The sequence below is a fragment of the Rhizobium sp. CG5 genome, from assembly GCF_023701945.1.
In the GTDB taxonomy this organism is placed as follows: Bacteria; Pseudomonadota; Alphaproteobacteria; order Rhizobiales; family Rhizobiaceae; genus Allorhizobium.
In genome coordinates, this window is the sequence record NZ_JABAEF010000019.1 from 14,587 (window position 1) to 35,204 (window position 20,618).

The 20,618-nt window shown below is 62.3% G+C and carries 12 protein-coding genes; 7 read left to right on the forward strand and 5 right to left on the reverse strand.

Going from position 1 to position 20,618, the window contains the following annotated elements:
• The first annotated feature begins 210 nt into the window (after positions 1-210).
• On the forward strand, positions 211-1,941 hold the full coding sequence (locus HGO38_RS24600; protein ID WP_250958464.1) for a glucan ABC transporter ATP-binding protein/ permease: 1,731 nt from the start codon (positions 211-213) through the stop codon (positions 1,939-1,941).
• A gap of 63 nt (positions 1,942-2,004) precedes the next feature.
• Here HGO38_RS24600 and HGO38_RS24605 read toward each other — a convergent pair whose 3' ends face one another.
• The 5 genes from HGO38_RS24605 to HGO38_RS24625 form a co-directional block, all read right to left on the reverse strand.
• Positions 2,005-3,168 (reverse strand): M20 aminoacylase family protein, encoded by a 1,164-nt coding sequence (locus tag HGO38_RS24605; protein WP_250958465.1) that lies wholly within the window; start codon positions 3,166-3,168, stop codon positions 2,005-2,007.
• 2 nt (positions 3,169-3,170) lie between these two features.
• Positions 3,171-3,986, reverse strand: a complete 816-nt coding sequence (locus HGO38_RS24610; protein WP_250958466.1) for an ABC transporter permease — start codon at positions 3,984-3,986, stop codon at positions 3,171-3,173.
• 1 nt (position 3,987) lies between these two features.
• Positions 3,988-4,683, reverse strand: coding sequence for an ABC transporter permease (locus HGO38_RS24615; protein WP_250958467.1), 696 nt, complete (start codon positions 4,681-4,683; stop codon positions 3,988-3,990).
• 70 nt (positions 4,684-4,753) lie between these two features.
• Positions 4,754-5,530: a transporter substrate-binding domain-containing protein gene (locus HGO38_RS24620; protein WP_250958468.1), complete on the reverse strand. Its 777-nt coding sequence runs from the start codon at positions 5,528-5,530 to the stop codon at positions 4,754-4,756.
• A 51-nt stretch (positions 5,531-5,581) separates the two neighbouring features.
• The gene (locus HGO38_RS24625; protein ID WP_250958469.1) at positions 5,582-6,355 is read right to left on the reverse strand and encodes an ABC transporter ATP-binding protein; all 774 of its coding nucleotides are present in this window, start codon (positions 6,353-6,355) and stop codon (positions 5,582-5,584) included.
• Positions 6,356-6,559: 204 nt separating this feature from the next.
• Here HGO38_RS24625 and HGO38_RS24630 point away from each other — a divergent pair, with 204 nt between their 5' ends.
• The 6 genes from HGO38_RS24630 to HGO38_RS24655 all read left to right on the forward strand — a co-directional run bounded on the left by HGO38_RS24630 (position 6,560) and on the right by HGO38_RS24655 (position 20,544).
• Positions 6,560-7,438 carry a dimethylarginine dimethylaminohydrolase family protein gene (locus HGO38_RS24630; RefSeq protein WP_250958470.1) on the forward strand — a complete coding sequence of 293 codons (879 nt, stop codon included), beginning with the start codon at positions 6,560-6,562 and terminating at the stop codon, positions 7,436-7,438.
• Positions 7,435-8,079: a TetR family transcriptional regulator C-terminal domain-containing protein gene (locus HGO38_RS24635; protein WP_250958471.1), complete on the forward strand. Its 645-nt coding sequence runs from the start codon at positions 7,435-7,437 to the stop codon at positions 8,077-8,079. The genes HGO38_RS24630 and HGO38_RS24635 overlap by 4 nt, the downstream gene beginning before the upstream one ends.
• A gap of 33 nt (positions 8,080-8,112) precedes the next feature.
• Positions 8,113-9,303, forward strand: a complete 1,191-nt coding sequence (locus tag HGO38_RS24640; RefSeq protein WP_250958472.1) for a pyridoxal phosphate-dependent aminotransferase — start codon at positions 8,113-8,115, stop codon at positions 9,301-9,303.
• Positions 9,300-10,916, forward strand: a complete 1,617-nt coding sequence (locus HGO38_RS24645; protein ID WP_250958473.1) for a 5-guanidino-2-oxopentanoate decarboxylase — start codon at positions 9,300-9,302, stop codon at positions 10,914-10,916. Before HGO38_RS24640 ends, HGO38_RS24645 begins: the two co-directional genes overlap by 4 nt.
• Positions 10,917-11,006: 90 nt before the next feature.
• On the forward strand, positions 11,007-11,699 hold the full coding sequence (locus HGO38_RS24650) for a helix-turn-helix domain-containing protein (protein ID WP_250958474.1): 693 nt from the start codon (positions 11,007-11,009) through the stop codon (positions 11,697-11,699).
• A 349-nt stretch (positions 11,700-12,048) separates the two neighbouring features.
• On the forward strand, positions 12,049-20,544 hold the full coding sequence (locus tag HGO38_RS24655; RefSeq protein WP_250958475.1) for a glycoside hydrolase family 94 protein: 8,496 nt from the start codon (positions 12,049-12,051) through the stop codon (positions 20,542-20,544).
• Positions 20,545-20,618 lie beyond the last annotated feature (74 nt).

The window sequence follows — 20,618 nt, forward strand, 5'->3', positions numbered from 1 at the left end:
TAATTCGCTTTTCCGAAATCTTGCATTCGCCATGGTTTCGGAAGGGAAATTAGTCTTCCGGCGATATCGAATCCGGTTTGCGGGATCGATGTCACGAGGTATAGGGCAATTTGCCGGCCATTTTCGCGGGTTATCGACAGGCTGCGAAAAAACGCGCGGCAGCGACCGGAAAGTGCGAGAAAAATCCGGCGTAAGAAGACGAGGTCATCGGTGTCACTCTTCCAAGTCTACATGCGGGCGTTGAAATATCTGGCAGCCTATCGGCTGAAGGTCACGGTGGTCGTGATCGCCAATATCGTGCTGGCCGTGATCACCATTGCCGAACCCATCCTGTTCGGCCGGATCATCGACGCCATATCCGAAGGCGGCGACGTGACGCCTATTCTTGTCATGTGGGGCGGCTTTGGCGTGTTCAACACGGTTGCCTATGTGCTCGTTGCCCGCGAGGCCGATCGCCTGGCCCATGGTCGCCGCGCCACGCTTTTGACCGAAGCCTTCGGCCGCATCATTTCCATGCCGCTGACCTGGCACCACCAGCGCGGCACGTCCAACGCGCTGCATACCCTGCTGCGCGCCAGCGAAACGCTGTTCGGCCTGTGGCTGGAATTTATGCGAACCCATCTGGCAACGGCAGTCGCCCTGGCCCTGCTGATCCCGACCGCCTTTTCCATGGATGTCCGCCTGACCATCGTGCTGCTGGTGCTCGGCGCGCTCTACATCCTGATCGGCAAGATGGTCATGAGCCGCACCAAGGAAGGCCAGGCCTCGGTCGAGGGACACTATCACACGGTGTTTTCCCATGTGAGCGACTCGATCAGCAATGTCTCGGTGGTGCATAGCTACAACCGCATCGAATCCGAGACGCGGGCCTTGAAGGAATATACCGAAAAGCTTCTGGCCGCCCAGTATCCGGTCCTCGACTGGTGGGCGATCGCCAGCGCCCTCAACCGCATCGCCTCCACCATCTCCATGCTGATCATCCTGATCATCGGCACCATGCTGGTCCAAAAGGGCGAACTCAAGGTTGGTGACATCATCGCCTTCATCGGTTTTGCCGGCCTGCTGATCGGACGTCTCGACCAGATGCGCGCCTTTGCCACGCAGATTTTCGAAGCCCGCGCCAAGCTTGAGGATTTCTACCAGCTGGAAGATTCCGTTCAGGAGCGCGAAGAGCCGAAGGGTGCGGCTGAACTCTCAAAGGTCCGCGGCGATGTCGAGTTCCGCAATGTCTCCTTCGATTTTGCCAACACCACGCAGGGCGTCCACGACGTGTCCTTCTCGGTCAAGGCAGGCCAGACCATTGCCATCGTCGGCCCGACCGGCGCCGGCAAGACGACGCTGATCAACCTTTTGCAGCGCGTGCATGAGCCGCAGCAGGGCCAGATTCTAATCGATGGCACCGACATTTCCAAGGTGACGCGCAATTCGCTGCGCCAGTGCATCGCAACCGTGTTTCAGGATGCCGGCATCCTCAACCGCACGATCGGCGAGAACATTCGCATCGGCCGCGAGCATGCCAGCGACGAAGAGATCATCAAGGCAGCCGAAGCAGCGGCGGCCACGGAATTCATCGAAAGCCGGCTCAACGGTTTTTCCACCGAAGTGGGAGAACGTGGCAACCGGCTCTCCGGCGGCGAGCGCCAGCGAATCGCCATTGCCAGGGCGATCCTGAAGGATGCCCCGATCCTGGTCCTGGACGAGGCGACCAGCGCGCTGGACGTCGAGACCGAAGCGCGCGTCAAGACCGCGATCGACCGGTTGCGCCAGGATCGCACCACCTTCATCATCGCCCATCGTCTTTCCACGGTGCGCGAAGCCGATCAGGTCCTGTTCCTTGATCATGGCCGGATCGTCGAAAAGGGCGGTTATGAGGAGCTGAGCCAGATGGGCGGTCGCTTTGCCTCCCTGCTGCAGACCAGCGGTCTTTTGGCTGACGATTGATCGTCTGAATTTCTGCCATCACACAGAAAAACGTCAATGCCCGGCTTGCCGGGCATTGTCATGTCAGGTCTTGGCCAGCCAGGCTTCCGTCAACTCGACCCAGAAATTCGTGCCGATCGGCAGGATGTCGTCGTTGAAATCGTAGCGCGGATGGTGCAGCGGCGGGTCGTTGGGAGTTCTCTGGGTGCCGAGGAAGAAATAGCTGCCCGGTCGCTCGGCCAGCATATAGGCGAAATCCTCGCTGCCCATAGTCGGCCGCTCCATGTCGACCACCTTGTCTTCGCCGGCAAAGCGTCGTGCCAGATCCCGGACGAAATCCGTTTCGGCGGGATGGTTGATCGTCGCATTGTAGCCGCGGCTATAGTCGATGGTGACGCCCATGCCATAGCTGGCCGCCTGGCCTTCGGCGATCATGCGAATCCGGCTTTCGAGCTGGTCGCGCACCGCAGGACTGAAGGAGCGGATGCTCAGCACCATTTCGGCGCGCTCCGGGATGACATTGCTGGCCGCACCGGCGTGAAAGGCGCCCACGGTGATGACACTCGGATCGATCGGATGGATGTTACGCGAGACGATGGTCTGCAGCGCCATGATGATCGATGCGCCGCAAACGATCGGATCGGCGGTATCCTGCGGCTCGGCGCCATGACCGCCGCGACCATCGACGGTGATCCTGCATTCATCGACCGCCGCCATGATCGGCCCCTCGCGCACGGCAAATGTGCCAAACGCAATGCCCGGATCGTTGTGCAGGGCAAAGACCGCGTCGCAGGGGAATTTTTCAAACAGCCCGTCATCCATCATCAGCTTGGCGCCGCCGAAATTCTCCTCGGCAGGCTGGAAGATCAGGTGCAGCACGCCATCGAAATTGCGCCGCTCGGAAAGGATTTTGGCAGCACCCAGAAGCATGGTCGTGTGCCCGTCATGGCCGCAGGCATGCATGACGCCGGGCGCCTTGCTGGCATAGTCGAGGCCGGTTTCCTCCAGGATCGGCAAGGCATCGAAATCGGCACGAATGCCGACGCTTCTGGTGCTGGCCCCGTTGCGCAGCGTGCCGACCACACCGGTCTGGCCGAGCCCCCGCGTCACCTCGTAGCCCATCTTCTGCAATTGCTGCGCGACGAAATCCGAGGTCTTGAATTCGGAAAGCCCGATCTCCGGATTTTCATGGAGAAAGCGCCGCGTTGCCACAAGGTCGGGCATCGAATTGGGGAACTGCATCGTCATCGTCAGGCACCACGGGTTGGAATGCGATTTTCGAAATAGCGGAAGGTCATGACAAGGATTCCGGTCAGGCAAAGATAGATCAGCGCCAGCAGCAACAGCGGCTCATAGGTCAGGAACGTGTCCTGGCGGATCTTGGACACGACGGCATAGAGATCGACAACGGTAATGGTCGCCACCAGCGGCGTCGATTTCAGCTGCAGGACGGTCTCGCCGTTCAGCGTCGGCAGGACGCGGTGCACGGCGCGCGGCAGCCAGATGCGGCGGAACACCGTGAACCGCCCCATGCCGAAGGCGCGCGCCGCTTCCAGCTCGCCCTTCGGCACGCCGGCAAAGGCGCCGCGCATGATTTCGCCTTCATAGGCGGCAAAGGACAGCATCAGGGCGGCAAATCCATAGGGCCAGGCCTGGCGCAGATAGGGCCAGAAAATCGATGAGCGGATCTCCGGATATTGGGCAAAGACGGAACCGAGACCGTAATAGAGCAGCCACAGTTGCAGCAGCAGCGGCGTGCCGCGGATCAGCGTGCAGAAACCCCGCGCCAGCCAGGCCAGCGGCCGCGGTCCGCTGACCTGCACGAGCCCGATCGGCACCGCCAGCAGGAAGCCGACAAAGGCCGTCGAAAACAGCATCAGCAGGGTCTGCCAGAGGCCGGCCAACAGCCGTCCCTGATATTTCGGCAGCCAGTCCCAGCGCATGAACCAGATCGCGCAAAACAGGATCAGCGCAAAGATCGCCATCAGCAGGATGCGATGCGGCTCCAGGAAGCCACGGGCCTTCGGCGGCAGATAGACGGGCATGCCACTCGGCGCTTCGCTCATCCTAGATCGGCTCCGCGATACCGCGCCGCGAACGGCGCTCGATGATGCCGATGACGACATTGGACACCAGCGTCAGCAGCAGGTAGAGCACGCCTGCCGCCAGGAAGAACAGCATATAGGCCTTGGTGCTGAAGCCGACGACCGCCAGAAGGGCCGTGTCCTTGGTGGCGATCAGCCAGAGATTGGAGAGGCCCGGAATGGCATAGGGCAGCATGGCCGGCAGCGTGACGCGGCGCATGACCTTGAGGGGCGACATGCCGAAGGCCCGAGCCGCCTCGATCTGGCCGGGCGGCACCGCTTTGATGGCGCCGCGCAGCACTTCGGTCGCATAGGCGCCCTGCACGACGCCGATCACGAAAATGCCCGCGACCAGCCCGCTGATGTCGACCGGCGGCATGTTCATGAGGCCCAGCAGCGCATTCAGCGCGTCTGTGCCGGCATAGTAGAGGAGCAGGATCAGCACCAGTTCCGGCACGGCACGGATCACCGTCGTATAGACCTCCAGCAGATCTTTCAGGATAGGCCCGCCATAAAGCTTACCGAAGGCGCCACCGACGCCGATCAGCATGCCGAGGATATAGCCGCCGAAGGCCAGTTGCAGGGAATGCAGGAAGCCGACCAGGAGAACCCCGCCCCACCCGGGTGGAGAGAGCGCCAGAAGACTGAGATCGAACATGCCGCCGGTCGGTGCTGCCATGATGAGTGCCCGGTTGCGAGAATGTCGACGCGCCGGACAGGTGCCGGCGCATCGAGACTGTCAGACGAAATCAGCCGCCGTAGACGTCGAAGTCGAAATATTTCTTCGAGAACGTGTCATAGGTGCCATTGGCGCGGATCGCCTTGATGGCAGCGTTGATCTTGTCTTTCAGCTCGGTCTCGCCCTTGCGCAGGCCGACACCGACACCGGCGCCGAGAATGGCCGGGTCGTCCTTCACATTGCCCTTGAGGTCGCAGCAGGCGCCGGGTTCCGATTTCAGGAAGGCGTCGAGCGCAATGGCATCGGCCTGAACGGCATCGACGCGGCCGGAGGCGAGATCCTGGTTGGCTTCGTCCTGGGTCTGGTATTCCTTGATCTCGGCAGCCTTCTCGCCAAAATACTTGGTGGCGTAATCCTGGTGAATGGTCGAGACCTGCACGCCGATGATCTTGCCGGCCAGGCCTTCCGGTGTCGCTTCGAACTTTTCGCTCTTCGGGCCGATGACGCCGGTTGGCGTGTTGTAATATTTGTCCGAAAAATCGATGGTCTTCAGGCGCTCTTCGGTGATCGACATGGAGCCGACGATCATGTCGATCTTCTTCGAGGTCAGCGCCGGAATGATGCCATCCCAGGCAACCGGCGTGATCACGCAGGTGAGTTTTGCTTCAGCGCAGATCGCCTCCATGAATTCGACTTCCCAGCCGACCCATTTGCCGGAGGCATCCGGCGAGGTGAACGGCGGATAGGGCTCGGCGGCAAAGCCGACCTTGACCTCCTGAGCAACTGCGCCCATGGCGCCGGCACCGAGCGCCACGGCCAGAACGGCGATTTTCAGAGCATTTTTCATGAGACTTCCCCTGTTTTGTTTGATTGGTCTTGTGTCGAAATGGTCTGTATTTCAGTGGATCGAGCTGATGAATTTCTTCAGCCGCTCGGATTTCGGCGCGCCGAACAGCACATCGGGAGGTCCCTGCTCCTCGATGATGCCGTTGTGCAGGAACACCACGTGGCTGGCGACCTCGCGGGCAAATTTCATTTCATGGGTGACGAGGATCATCGTCCGTTTTTCGCGCGCCAGGTCGGCGATTACCGAGAGCACCTCGCCGACCAGTTCCGGATCGAGCGCCGATGTCGGCTCGTCGAACAGCATGACCAGGGGCTGGATGGCCAGCGCCCGGGCAATGGCCGCACGCTGCTGCTGGCCGCCGGACAGGAAGGCCGGATAGGCATCGCGCTTCTCATAGAGACCGACACGCTTCAGCAAGGTCTCGGCGATCGCCATGGCCGCATCCCGCTGGACACCCAGCACATGGATCGGCACTTCGACGACATTCTGCAACACCGTCATGTGCTGCCACAGATTGAAGCTTTGGAAGACCATGCCGAGCCGGCTGCGGATCCGCTGGACCTGCCGCCGATTGGACGGCATGAGCCCGCCGTACCCATCCTTTTTCATGGCGATGGTCTCACCGTGGATGGTCACCGAGCCGGCGCTCGGCAGCTCCAGCATGTTGATACATCGCAGAAAGGTTGATTTCCCAGATCCGCTGCCGCCGATAATGGCGATCACATCACCCTGTCGGGCCGACAGGGAGACCCCTTTCAGGACCTCAAGGGGTCCGAAACGCTTATGCAGGTCCCGAACGTCTATGGCTTGCGCCGGTTCCGTCATCAATACCGCCAATGCCCGGAGAAGCCTCCGGTTTCGCTGCTGCAACTGTTCCCGCCAGCTTCTGGTTAACCCGGTGCGGCGCTGGCTCCGCCCGGCTATTGGCAGCGAGTTTTGCACTTGTGCCGTAATTATTCAAGCGTATAATAAAAAGAAATTAGATCGCCGGACAGCGTGGGGCATTCGGTGCGAAACGGGAAGCACATCATGAAGAATTACGGATCGCAGGATATGGCCTCGAAGCTCGCACGCGTCCTGATGCGTCGCCCCGGCCCGAGCCTGCTATCCGCCGATCCGGCCAAATGGCATTATGGCCCAACCTTCGACGGCGCAAAGGCGGTTGCCCAATATACCCGGTTTGCAGAACTCGTCGCCCGCTCCGGTGCTGAAATCCTCTGGCTGGAGGATCAGGGCGACGGTCTGGCCGATGCCATGTTCACCCATGATCCCTCGCTGATGTCAGACCATGGCGCGATCATCCTGCGCATGGGCAAGCCCCTGCGCATGGACGAGCCGGGGCTGCATGAAAAGGCCTATGTCGAGGCCGGCATCCCGATCCTCGGCCGCATTGAGGCGCCCGGCACGATTGAAGGCGGCGACTGCGTCTGGGTCGATGCCACAACATTGGCGATCGGCCGCGGCGTGCGCAGCAACCAGGCCGGCATCGAGCAGATGCAGGCCTTGCTGAAGCCGCACGGCATCGACGTTCTCGGCTTCGATCTGCCGCTCTGGCACGGCGAAGCGGCCTGCCTGCATCTGATGTCGGTGATCAGCCCGCTGGCCGCCGACCTGGCGCTGGTCCATACGCCGCTGCTGCCGGCGGCTTTCTATTTCCTGCTCAAGGAGAAGGGCATCCAGCTGGTTGTGGCACCGGCAGAGGAGTTTGCGGCCAGCAACGGCCTGAACCTCAATGTTCTGCCGACCTCGCCGCGCCACGTCATCATGGTCGAAGGTTTCGACAAGACCAAGGCCGCCATGGAAGCGGCCGGCTGCACGGTCGAGACCTTCGAAGCCGATGCGCTCTGCATTGCCTGCGAAGGCGGACCGACCTGCCTGACCCGGCCCATCCTGCGGCAGATGCCATGAACCGACGCAGCTTCCATCGGGTCGGCGAAGCGGAGCGGCGGCAGGACCTGATCACCGCGACGCTCGACTGCATCGCGGAATTCGGCCTGCAGGGCGCAACCGTGCGCCAGATCGCGGCGCGGGCCGGCGTGACCGGCGGACTGATCCGCCATTATTTCGATGGCAAGGACCAGATGCTACAGGCCGCCTATCGCGAGACCATGGTGGCCATGGGCACCCCGGCGATTGCCGCCGCCGATCGGGATGGTGCCACAGCCCGGCAACGGTTGCACGACTTCATCGTCGCCAACCTGACGCCACCGGTGACCGATGCCCGTACCCTGTCGCTTTGGGCAGCCTTTATCAGCCATGTCCGCGTCGATCCGGAATTCGCCCGGATTCATCGGGAAAACTACCTTTCGTTTGTGGACGCGCTGGAAACCCTGGTCCGGCAATTCCTGACCGAAAGCGGACGCCCGGCCGATCCGGCCGAGTGCCGCGATTATGCCATCGCCATCAACGGCCTGATCGACGGCCTCTGGCTGGAAGGATCGCTGGCCGGCGATCTGTTCGACGACAAGCCGCTGCCGGGCCTGGCGCTCAAATCCGTCGGCGCTCTGCTGGGCGGCCTCGACCTTTCGGGCAACGACCAGACCCACTAAAACACCAGAGCCTTTAAGAGAAACGGGATCGCCATGCGCTACGCCTCCATCACCGAACGCCTCGCCCATCTCGGCTCCGGCAAATGGGCCACCCATATCGAGGCGCGCGCCATGGCCGCACAGGGCATTCCCGTGATCGAACTGACGATCGGCGAACCCGATGTCATGCCGGATCCGGCACTTCTGGCCGAATGCAGCCGGGCGATGAATGCCGGACGGACGCGCTATTCGAACGGCCGGGGCGAACAGTCCGTGGTTCGGGCTCTGGTCGGCAAATATGCAAAACGTCGCGCCGACGTGACCGAGCGCAACGTCCTTTGCTTTCCAGGCACCCAGACCGCCCTCTTCGCCGTGATGCTGGGTCTGGTCGAACAGGGCGAAGGGGTGCTGGTCGGCGATCCCCACTACGCCACCTACGAGGGCGTCATTGCCGCAACGGGCGCCGAGATGATCCCGGTGCCGCTGCATCCTCAGAAGCGATTTCACATGCAGGCCACGGATCTGGCAAAGGCCGTGACGGACAAGTCCCGCGTGCTGCTGCTCAACAATCCGCACAATCCGACCGGCGCCGTGCTGTCGGCTGAAGAAATTGCCGAGATCGGTCAGGTCTGCATCGAGCATGACCTGTGGATCGTCTGCGACGAAGTCTATGAGCAACTGATCTTCGATCTCGATTTTGCCTCGCCCTTCGACAACCCGGAGCTCGCCGAGCGCACCATCGTCGTGTCCTCGATCTCCAAGTCCCATGCCGCACCCGGCTTCCGCAGCGGCTGGGCTGTCGGCCCGCAGGAGTTCTGCGACCGGCTGCTGCCGGTCTCCGAAACCATGCTGTTCGGCGTCCAGCCCTTCATCGCCGACATGACCGCCATGGCGCTGACCGAGCCCTTTGAAACATCCACCATCATGCGCGGCAATTATGCCCGCCGGGCCAGACTGGTTGATACCATGCTGAACGAGGCAGGCATCCTGACCCCGATGATGCCGGAAGGCGGCATGTTCATCGTCGTCGACGTCTCGGCAACCGGCCTGACGGGAGCGGCATTTTCCAGACGGCTGCTGCTGGAAAAACACGTCGCGGTCATGCCCGGCTCCTCGTTTGGCGCGCAGGCGGAAACCTTTATCCGAATCTCCCTGACCGTGGCCGACGATCGGCTGGAGACGGCAGCGCAGCGCATGAACGAGCTGGCAGGAGACTTCGTGAACCCGGGGAGAAAGCGTGCATGACGACCGTGCCGGCAAAAACGGTCGGAGAGGCCCTGATCACGCTGCTCGAGGCCTATGGCGTCGAGGTCGTCTTCGGCATTCCCGGTGTCCACACCGTCGAACTCTATCGCGGCCTTGCCGGATCGACGATCCGCCACGTCACACCGCGCCACGAACAAGGTGCCGGCTTCATGGCCGACGGCTATGCCCGCGTCAGCGGCAAACCCGGCGTCTGCCTGGTGATTACCGGCCCCGGCCTCACCAACACGATTACCGCCATGGCGCAGGCCTACCAGGATTCGATTCCGATGCTGGTGATCTCGGGCGTCAATGCCCGCGCCACGCTCGGCCATGGCCGCGGCCGCCTGCACGAATTGCCCGACCAGCGGGCCATGATCGCCTCGCTCGCGCTGATGTCCCACACCCTGATGGACCCGAAGGACCTGCCCGACGTCATCGATCGGGCTTTCCTCTTGATGCAGGCCGGGCGACCGGGCCCGGTGCATATCGAAATTCCAACGGACGTGATGGCAGCACCGATCGAGCTTGGTGAGATAGTCACAGGCTCAATCCCGAGGCCACGGGCAGACGTGGCAACCGTGCTCGATGTCGCCGAGCGCTGCCGGAAGGCCGAACAGGCCGTGATCATCGCCGGCGGTGGCGCCTTATCCGCAGCCCCAGGTATCGAACTCCTGGCCGAACGACTGGATGCGCCGCTGGTCACCACCGTCAACGCCCGCGGCCTTTTCTATGGTCATAAGCTCTCGGTGCCGGCAAGCCCGAGCCTGACTTCCGTCCGGCGCCTGATTGCCGACGCGGATCTCGTGCTGGCGCTCGGCACGCAAATGGGCCAGACCGATTACGACATGTATGCCGATGGTGGCTTTCCGGAACTTCGAAATCTGATCCGCGTCGATGTCGATGCGGCACAGCTGGCGCGCGGGCCTGCCGCGGCGGTCTCGGTGCTGTCCACCGTCAACAATTTCGTCGATGATCTCCTGACCGACATCAACGGCCCCAAGGCCGAGAACCACGGCGAGCGCCGCGCCGAGGCGACCCGGTCTGCAGCGGTCGGTGAACTCTCCGACAAGATGCGCTGCGAGATCTCGATCCTGGAAACGATCCGCGATACCCTGCCCGGCTGTATCATCGTCGGCGATTCCACCCAGGCCGTCTACTCCGGCAATCTTTATTACGAGGCAGGCCGAATGCGCGGCTGGTTCAATGCCGCCACCGGCTATGGCGCGCTCGGCTACGGACCGCCGGCCGCCATCGGCGCCAGCGTCGCCGAACCCCAGACACCCATCGTCTGCCTGGCCGGCGATGGCGGCCTGCAGTTCTCTTTGGCGGAGATTGGCTCGGCGCGAGATATCGCTGCCAAGGTGATCTTCCTGGTCTGGAACAACGACGGCTACGAGGAGATCAAGAACCATATGCTGGAATGCGGCATCGAGCCCGAGGGCGTTACACCGTCTGCCCCGGACTTCCCGATGATCGCCAGGGCCTATGGCGTGCCGGCATGCCGCCTGGCCAACATAAGCGAATTGCCTGAAGCCCTGCGCTGGGCAGCACAACAGCCAGGCCCTGCCCTGATCGAGATCCATGAGCGCAATACGCTCGGCGCAACAGCGTAAACAGCGGTTTCGACGCAGGAGACGATGGATTCCGCCGGCTGGATGGACTACGGGTTTTCCTGAGATGGTTGGAAGCCTTGGGGACCCTTGATGGCGCGTGTGAAATCGGATGGCGACCCCTTGAAGACGGCATCGCCTGCAGCCAGGGCCAAGGCAGCCCTTCGCCAGGACCCGCATGCGCTGCGCGATCCGAAGGAAAACAATCTCGAAATCGCCATCGGCCACGAAGTCCGTGCATTCCGCAAGAAACTCGGCATTACCGGCGCCGATCTGGCATCCGCCACCGGCATATCGCTCGGCATGCTGTCCAAGATCGAGAACGGCAATACCTCGCCATCGCTGACCACCCTGCAATCGCTGGCCCGGGCGCTCGGCGTGCCGGTCACCGCCTTTTTCCGCCGCTTCGAAGAGGTCCGCAATGCGGTTTTCGTCAAGGCCGGCGAAGGGCTGGAGATCGAGCGCCGCGGCACGCGGGCCGGCCATCAATACAGCCTGCTCGGCCATATCGGCAACAGCGCCAGTGGTGTTCAGGTCGAGCCTTATCTGATTACCCTGACCGCCGATTCCGACACCTTTCCGACCTTTCAGCACGAAGGTATGGAATTCATCTATATGCTGGAGGGCGAAGTAAAATACCGCCACGGCGACAAGCTTTACCCGATGGGCCCAGGCGACAGCCTGTTCTTCGACGCCGATGCGCGGCACGGCCCGGAGGTTCTGGTCAGCCTGCCGATCCGCTTTCTCTCCGTCATCTGCTATCCGGATCGCCCGGACGCAGGATGAGATGACGAGTGCAAACTATTCTGCTTATATGGCTGGCGGGAGCGACGGAGGAACAAGCTGCAAGCAATCGCTGCGGAAGTGCTTTGCAATTCCCGGTGAATTGGCTAGATCAAACACGCGACTTTGCGGCTAGTGCTTTGAAAATCGGCATAAAAAAGACGATTTTCACCGCCATGGCTCTCCACGATCCCCGCATGGACCGTTTCTCTATCGGCGCTCTTGCCCATTGCTGGTTTTCTCATGTCACATTTGATAGATGGAAACCGTTTCTGCACCGAGCAAGGGCCGAGACAGGAACAAGTCCAAGCGACACTCATTTTCACTCTGGCTGGTTACAGAATCCGAGAACATGTCCCTTCTTATGACGCCGTCTGCTGCGCCGCGCGACCCGGAAACAAAAACAATCGATCACAATGATTCGATCCGCGCCGCCTATCTCTCCATAGAAGAACTCAAGGTTCAGGGCTCCGATCTGGCCATCCACGGCAGCGATGACCTGCCGGGGTTCTTTGAGTTCAACTTCTTTGCAAGGCACAAGGAGAACGAGAGGGAGATCCTGCGCGTCTATCGCTCGACAGCCGCCGATGTCGAGACCGGTGCAACCATCACGCCGGCCGCCGAATGGCTTCTCGACAACCACTACGTCATCGAGGAAGCCATTCAGGAGGTCCGCCGTGACTTCCCCCGTCGGTTTTATCGCCAGCTGCCGACGGTCGAGATCGGCAAGTCCGTCATTCCGCGGACCATGGCGCTCGCCTGGATCTATGTTGCCCACACCCACAGCACGGTGTCGCAGGAAAGCCTGACGGCACTGGTCGAAGGTTACCAGGCCACCTACCCGCTCGAAATCGGCGAACTCTGGGCGCTGCCGTCGATCATCCGTTTTGTCCTCATCGAGAATCTGCGTCGGATCTCCACCCGCGTCGAACGCTCGCGCCGCATGCGTCGCAAGGCCAATGAGGCAGCCGACGAGGTGATCCGCCTCAACGACCCGCTGACCTGCGCGGAGTTTTTGAAGCAGATCGAGCCTATGGCCGATGACAATACCTTTGCCACCCAGTTCCTCTACCGCTTGCGCAACGGCTCGCAGACCTCCAGCTTCGCCGTGTCCTGGCTTGAAGACCATCTGGAAAAATCCGGGCGTAATGTCGAAGAGGCAATGACCGCCGAGCACAATCGCCTGTCATCCGGCAATGTGACGATGGGCAATATCGTCAAAAGCCTGCGGGAAATCGACGATACGGAATGGGCGGTCTGGGTCGAGGAGGTCAGTCACGTCGACAAGATCCTTCGCCAGCACAGCGACTACAACGAACTCGACTTCGGCTCGCGCAATACCTACCGCAACACGATCGAACGCCTGGCCCGACGCTCCGACATGAGCGAACTGGAGATTGCCCAGACCGCAATCGACATGACCTCGCAAGCGTCCGAAGGGCTGGACGATCCGTCCGTGCCGGCAAATGTCGGCAATCTTCTCGTCGGCATGCACCGCAAGAAACTGGAAACGGCAATCGACTACCGCCCGCCGCTGGTCCAATATATGGTGCGGATCATCCGTCACCTCAATTGGCTGGCCATCGCGGTTCCTGTGATGTGCCTGACAGCGCTGGCGCTGGCGCTGGTGGGCTGGTATCTGATCGATGCCGAGCTGTCGCTGCCGATCGTCGTCATCCTGCTTGTGCTGTTTTCTCTTCCCGCATCGGAAGGTGCCACCGGCCTGTTCAACACGCTGGTGACCTTTGTGCTCAAGCCGGCCCGCCTCGTCGGCTACGAATTCAAGGAAGGTATTCCGGAGGACGCGCGGACCCTGGTCGCCGTCCCCTGCCTGATTTCCAATCGTGACCATGTCGACGAACTGATCCGCAATCTTGAGGTCCATTATCTGACCAATCCGCGCGGCGAGATCTATTTCGCGCTGCTCAGCGACTGGCCGGACAGCAAGATCGAAGAAAGCCCGGATGAGCTGGAAGTGCTGGCCTATGCCAAGCGCGAGATTGCCACGCTCAGCGCCCGCTATGCTCAGGACGGCAAGACCCGCTTTTATATTCTGCATCGCCGCCGGCAATTCAATCCCTCTGAAGGCGTTTGGATGGGCTGGGAACGCAAACGCGGCAAGCTGCACGAACTGAACATGCTGTTGCGCGGCGATCGCGACACGTCCTACCTGCCGGGTGCCAATGTCGTGCCGGAAGGCGTGCAATATGTGATGACCCTGGACGCCGACACGCGCCTGATGCGCGATGCGGTGACCAAGCTGGTCGGCAAGCTGCACCACCCGATCAACCGTCCCGTCGCCGATCCGAAAACCGGCAGGGTCGTCAGCGGTTATGGCCTGTTGCAGCCGCGCGTCACGCCATCGCTGACCACCGGCGAGGACGCCTCGGTCTTCCAGCGGGTCTTTTCCATCAATCGCGGCGTCGACCCTTATGTCTTCACCGTTTCCGACGTCTACCAGGACATAACAGGCGAAGGCAGCTTTACCGGCAAAGGTCTCTATCACGTCGATGCCTTCGAAACCGCCCTCAAGGGTCGTATCGACGAGAATACCGTTCTCAGTCACGACCTTCTCGAAGGCTCCCTGGCCCGATGCGCACTGGTCACCGATGTCGAACTGGTCGAGGATTTCCCGACCCGCTATGAAGTCGAGATTTCGCGCCAGCATCGCTGGGCTCGAGGCGATTGGCAGCTGCTGCCCTATATCTTCGATCCGAGTCGTGGCATCACGGCGCTCGGCCGCTGGAAGATGTTTGACAACCTGCGCCGCTCGCTGACCCCGATTGCCTGGCTGCTAGCCTCGCTGATCGGCTGGTACGCGATGAGCCCCACCGGAGCCGTGATCTGGCAGCTCCTGCTGATCTTCTGCCTGTTTGTCGCGCCCACCCTGTCGCTGCTGTCCGGCGTGATCCCGCGCACAAGCGATATCGTGCCCAGCGCCCATTTCCATTCCCTGTGGTCTGAAATGCGCGCCGCCAATGCGCAGGTCGCCCTTCGCATCGTCTTCATTGCCGATACGGCCTGCGTGATGGCCGATGCCATTGTCCGGTCGATCTATCGCCTCGCCTTCAGCCGCCGCCTGCTGCTCGAATGGAAGACTGCGGCCAGCGTTCAGTCCTCCGCCCAGGGCTCCATTGCCACCTACTACAAGTCGATGCGCCATGCGCCGCTCATGGCGCTCGTGGCCCTGGCACTCGCCTACGGCCAGGTCGGCTACGGCGCCCTTGTCGGCATCCCCTTTGCCCTCCTCTGGCTCGCGTCACCTCTGATCGCCTGGTATGTCAGCCAGTCGGCCGAAACCGAAGACCGTCTCGTCGTTCCCGAAGAGACGTCCATCGAACTGCGGCGCATCGCCCGGCGGACCTGGCGCTATTTCGAAACCTTCGTCACGGCCGGCGAGAACTTTCTGCCGCCGGACAATTTCCAGGAAACGCCGGAACCGGTCGTGGCACGGCGAACCTCGCCCACCAATATCGGCGTCTATCTCCTCTCCGTCGTCTCCGCCCGGCATTTCGGCTGGCTGAGCTTTGAGCAGACGCTCGAGCGGCTGGAGCAGACCGTGGCGACTGTCGAGCGGATGGATAAGTTCCGTGGCCATCTCTACAATTGGTATCACACCGACAGCCTGAAGACGCTCGGGCCTCGCTATGTGTCGGCGGTGGACAGCGGCAACCTCGCCGGTCACCTGATCGCCGTCTCGTCGGCCTGCCGCGAGTGGGCCGAAGCACCGTCTGCCCACCTTCAGGGCAATCTCGACGGCATCGGCGATGTCGGCGGCATCCTGATCGAAGCCCTGCGCGAACTGCCCGACGACCGCAAGACCGTGCGGCCGCTGCGCCGCCGCCTGCATGAGCGGATCGTCGGCTTCAACAACGCGCTGGCCGCCGTCAAGCGCGAGCACGAATTCGCCTCGATCCGCGTCATCAATCTGGCGGTGCTGGCCCGCGACATCCAGAAGCTCGCCGCCAACCTGCACCATGAAGTGCGCACCGAGCAGAGCGGCGAGATCATCCGCTGGACGGAATCGCTGGTCAATGTCTGCGAGGCGCATATCTCCGACACCGCCTTCGATCTGTCCAATATTGAGCCCCTGCGCCAGCGGCTTGCCCATCTGCGCGACCGGACCCGCGACATCGCCTTCTCGATGGATTTCGCCTTCCTGTTCCGTCCGGAACGGCGTCTTCTGTCGATCGGCTACCGGGTCGAAAGCCGCGAACTGGATGAAGCCTGCTACGACCTTCTGGCCTCCGAATCCCGTCTGACCAGCCTTTTCGCGATTGCCAAGGGCGACCTGCCGACGGAACACTGGTACAGGCTCGGCCGCCAGGTCGTGCCGGTCGGATCGCGTGCCGCGCTGATCTCCTGGTCGGGATCGATGTTCGAATATCTGATGCCGCCGCTGGTCATGCAGGAGCGCCAGGGTGGCATTCTGAATCAGACCAACAATCTCGTGGTCAAGGAACAGATCAGCCACGGCAAGCGCCTGAACATTCCCTGGGGGATTTCGGAAGCGGCCTTCAATGCCCGCGACCATCAGCTGGCGTATCAGTATACCAATTTCGGCGTGCCGACGCTGGGCCTGAAGCGCGGCCTCGGCCAGAATGCCGTCGTCGCTCCCTATGCCTCGATCCTGGCCAGCCAATACGATCCGAAGGCGGCCCTGGAGAACCTGGAGCGGTTGCGCAAGCTCGGCGCGCTCGGCGCCTACGGTTTCCACGACGCGGTCGACTTCACGCCGACCCGCCTACCCGATGGCAAGACCTGCGCGGTGGTCTACAATTATTATGCCCACCATCACGGCATGTCGATTGCAGCCGTTGCCAACGTCGCCTTCAACGGCCTCTTGCGCGAACTCTTCCATTCCGATCCGGTGATCGAGGCTGCCGAACTGTTGCTGCAGGAAAAGGCACCGCGCGAAATTCCTGTCATGAGCGCCAAATACGAGCCGCAGACCCCGGGTAAGGGCCAGTCCGACCTGCTGCGCCCGGAAATCCGCACCGTCACCGACCCGGCCGCCAAGGACCGCGAAGTCGTGCTTTTGTCGAACGGCCACTACTCGGTGATGCTGACGGCCACCGGTTCCGGCTTCTCCCGCTGGAATGGTTTGTCGGTGGCGCGCTGGAAGGCGGATCCGACCGAGGACCGCTGGGGCACCTTCATCTTCCTGCGGGACACCACAAGCGGCCAATGGTGGTCGACGACCGCGACGCCGCGCCGGGCGGAAGACGAGAAGTGCAAGTCGATCTTCGGCGACGACAAGGCCGAATTCTACAAGACCGTTGGCGATATCACCAGCAACGTCGAATGCATCGTCGCCACCGAGCACGATGCCGAAGGCCGGCGCGTCACCCTCCTCAACACCGGGGCGGAGGACCGCTTCATCGAGGTGACCTCCTACCTGGAGCCAGTGCTGGCAGCAGACGATGCCGACAATGCCCATCCGCTGTTCTCGCGCATGTTCGTCAAGACGGAACTTGGCCGCCGCGGCGATGTGATCCGCGTTGAGCGCAACAAACGCAGCCCATCCGATCCCGATGTCGGCGTCGCCCATCTGGTCTCCGACAATGCCGGGCTCGGCCGCTCGACCGAATTCGAGACGGACCGCAACCGCTTCATCGGCCACGGCCGCACGCTCGCCGATGCCGCCGCCTTCGATCCCGGCGCGACCCTGTCGGGCACCGATGGTTTCACGCTCGATCCGATCCTCAGCCTGCGGCGCACCGTGCGCGTTCCCTCCGGCAAGAAGGTCAGCCTCGTCTTCTGGACGATCGCGGCACCGAACCGCGAGGAAGTCGACCAGGCAATCGAGCGTTACCGCCACCCCGACACGTTCAGCCATGAGCTCATTCATGCCTGGACACGGGCCCAGGTCGAAATGCGCCATATCGGCATCACGTCGCAACAGGCCGCAGCCTTCCAGCACCTGGCCCGTTACCTCGTCTATCCCGATACCCATCTGCGCGCCGATCCGGAGACGGTAAAGGGCGGCCTTGCCTCGCAATCGGCCCTCTGGCCGCTGGCGATATCGGGCGATCATCCGATCTTTGCCCTGCGCATCAATGACGACATGGACATCGAGGTCGTCCGCGAAGCGCTGAGCGCTCAGGAATATCTGCACAAGCGTGGCGTGATCGCCGATCTGGTGATCGTCAACGAACGGGCCACCTCCTATGCCCAGGACATGCAGCATGCCCTGGAGCACCTGTGCGAGAACCTGCGCCTGCATCAGGGCGATGGCGCCCAGCAGCACGTCTTCGCGGTCCGGCGCGATCTGATGGAAGAAAGCACCTGGCAGGCCCTGCTGGCCGCCGCCCGCGTTGTCTTCCATGCCCGCAACGGCAAGATCGTCGACCAGGTCAACCGGGCAACCTCGCTGTTCGCCTCGCCGCGCGTGCCGGACGGCATGGACATGGAATGGCAGGGTCTGCCCCCCACCCTCGCCCTGTCCGCCCCCGCAGCACCCGTGGAAGACCTCGGTTCGGGCCTCGATTTCTGGAACGGTTACGGCGGTTTCACGCCAGACGGTTCGGAATATGTTGTCCGGCTGGCTGCCGGCCAAACCACGCCGCAGCCATGGATCAACGTCATCTCCAACGAGCATTTCGGCTTCCACGTCTCGGCCGAAGGCGCCGGTTTCAGCTGGAGCCGCAATTCCCGCGATTACCAGCTGACCCCCTGGAGCAATGATCCGGTCAGCAATCGACCGGGCGAAGCCATCTATGTCGCCGATCTCGATGACGGCGCCGTCTATTCGCCCTTTGCCGCGATCGGCCGTCGTGAGGACAGCCGTTTCGAAAGCCGCCATGGCCTTGGTTACTCCGTTTTCAGAAGCGACAATCGCGGTCTGGAGCTGGAGGTCATGCAGACCGTCGATGCCAGAGAACCGGTGAAGCTCTCAAGGCTCATCATCCGCAACTCGAGTAACCAGGCACGCCGCCTGCGGGTCTACGGCTATGTCGAATGGGTGCTCGGCAACAATCCGCAGAAAACGGCACCGTTCGTGCTGGCCTCGAAGGATGAGGAAACCGGGGCGCTGTTTGCAACCAATCCCTATAGCATCGACTATTCCGGCAGGATCGCCTTCCTGACGGCCGACCTGCCGGCCAGCGGCTTCACCGCCAGCCGGCGCGAATTCGTCGGTCGCAACGGCACCGTCCAGCTGCCTCAGTCCGTTGCCAAGGCGTCGCCGCTCTCCAACAGCGTGGAGACGGAGGGAGATCCGTGCGCAGCTCTTGCCTACGATCTCGAACTGTCCGCCGGCGAGGAGCGCGAAATCTGCTTCATCCTCGGCGACACAACCGATGTCCAGGCTGCCCGCGACCTGATCACCGCGAGCCGTGCGAAAGGCTTCGCCGGGTCGCTTGAGGAGACCAAGACGTTCTGGACGGGCTTCTCCGGCCACCTGAAGGTCAAGACGGCCGACAAGGCCTTCGATCACCTCGTCAACAACTGGCTGCCCTACCAGACGCTCGGCTGCCGGATCCGCGCCCGTGCCGGCTTCTACCAGGCCAGCGGCGCCTTCGGCTTCCGCGATCAGTTGCAGGACAGCCTGGCCTTCCTGCTGTTCGAGCCTGCGCTGGCCCGTCGGCAGATCCTGAACGCTGCCGCCCGGCAGTTCCCGGAAGGCGATGTGCTGCACTGGTGGCTGCCGCAGACCGGCGCCGGTATCCGCAGCACGATTTCGGATGACGTCGTCTGGCTGGCCTATGCGGTCGACAGCTACATCAACGCGACCGGCGACAAGGCCATTCTCAAGGAAGCGATCGCCTTTATCGAAGGCCCGCAGCTGGCTGCCGGCCAGCACGATTCCTTCTTCCAGCCGACCGTCTCGACCGAAAGCGCGCCGCTTTACGAGCATGCGGCGCGTGCGCTGGACCTTGCCGTATCGCGAACCGGCATTAATGGCCTGCCGCTCATCCTGGGCGGCGACTGGAACGACGGCATGAACCGCGTCGGCATCGAAGGCCGTGGCGAAAGCGTCTGGCTCGGCTGGTTCCTAGCCAGTGCCCTGAACACCTTCATGGCCCATGCCCTGGAGCGGGGCGATCGCGCCCGGATCGACCGGTGGAGCGCCCATCTGACGGTCCTGAAGGATGCGCTGGAAACGGCGGGATGGGACGGCGAATACTATCGCCGCGGCTATTTCGACGACGGCTCACCACTCGGCTCGGCGACGTCGGAGGAATGCAGGATCGATTCGATCGCCCAATCCTGGGCCGTGCTCTCCTCGCAGGCCAACCCTGACAGAGCGCAGTCGGCCATGAGCGCCGTTCTGGCCAATCTGGTGGACGAAGAAAAAGGCATCGTGCGTCTCTTCACGCCGCCATTTGAGAAGAGCAGCCAGGATCCGGGCTATATCAAGTCCTATCCGCCCGGCGTGCGCGAAAATGGCGGCCAGTATACCCATGCGGCCATCTGGGCGGGCCTCGCCTTTGCCAAGCTGGATCGGCCGGACGATGCCTGGAAGGTGTTTTCCATGCTGAACCCGGTCAACCATGCCCTTAACCGCGACGCCGCCGACCAATACCGGGTCGAGCCCTATATCGTGACGGCGGACGTCTATGGCGGCGATGCCTATGCCGGCCGTGGCGGATGGTCGTGGTATACGGGATCGGCCGGTTGGCTGTACCGTTTCGCGCTGGAGGGTATCCTGGGCATCCGCAGGCAGGGCAAGTCCCTCCTCCTGTCGCCCGCCCTTCCGTCCGAGTGGACCGGCTTCGAGGCGGAACTGACCGTCCTGGACAAGACCTACCAGATCCAGGTCACCCGCAAGGCCGAAGGCTACGCGGTGACCGTCAATGGCAAGACGCTCAAGGCAAAGCCCGAGGGCTTCAGCATCACCCTGTAAAGACCAGAAGAGCCACCCTTTACCGGGTGGCTCTTCCATTTTTAGCAGATCGCGCGAAGCTCCCCCGTCGCGCC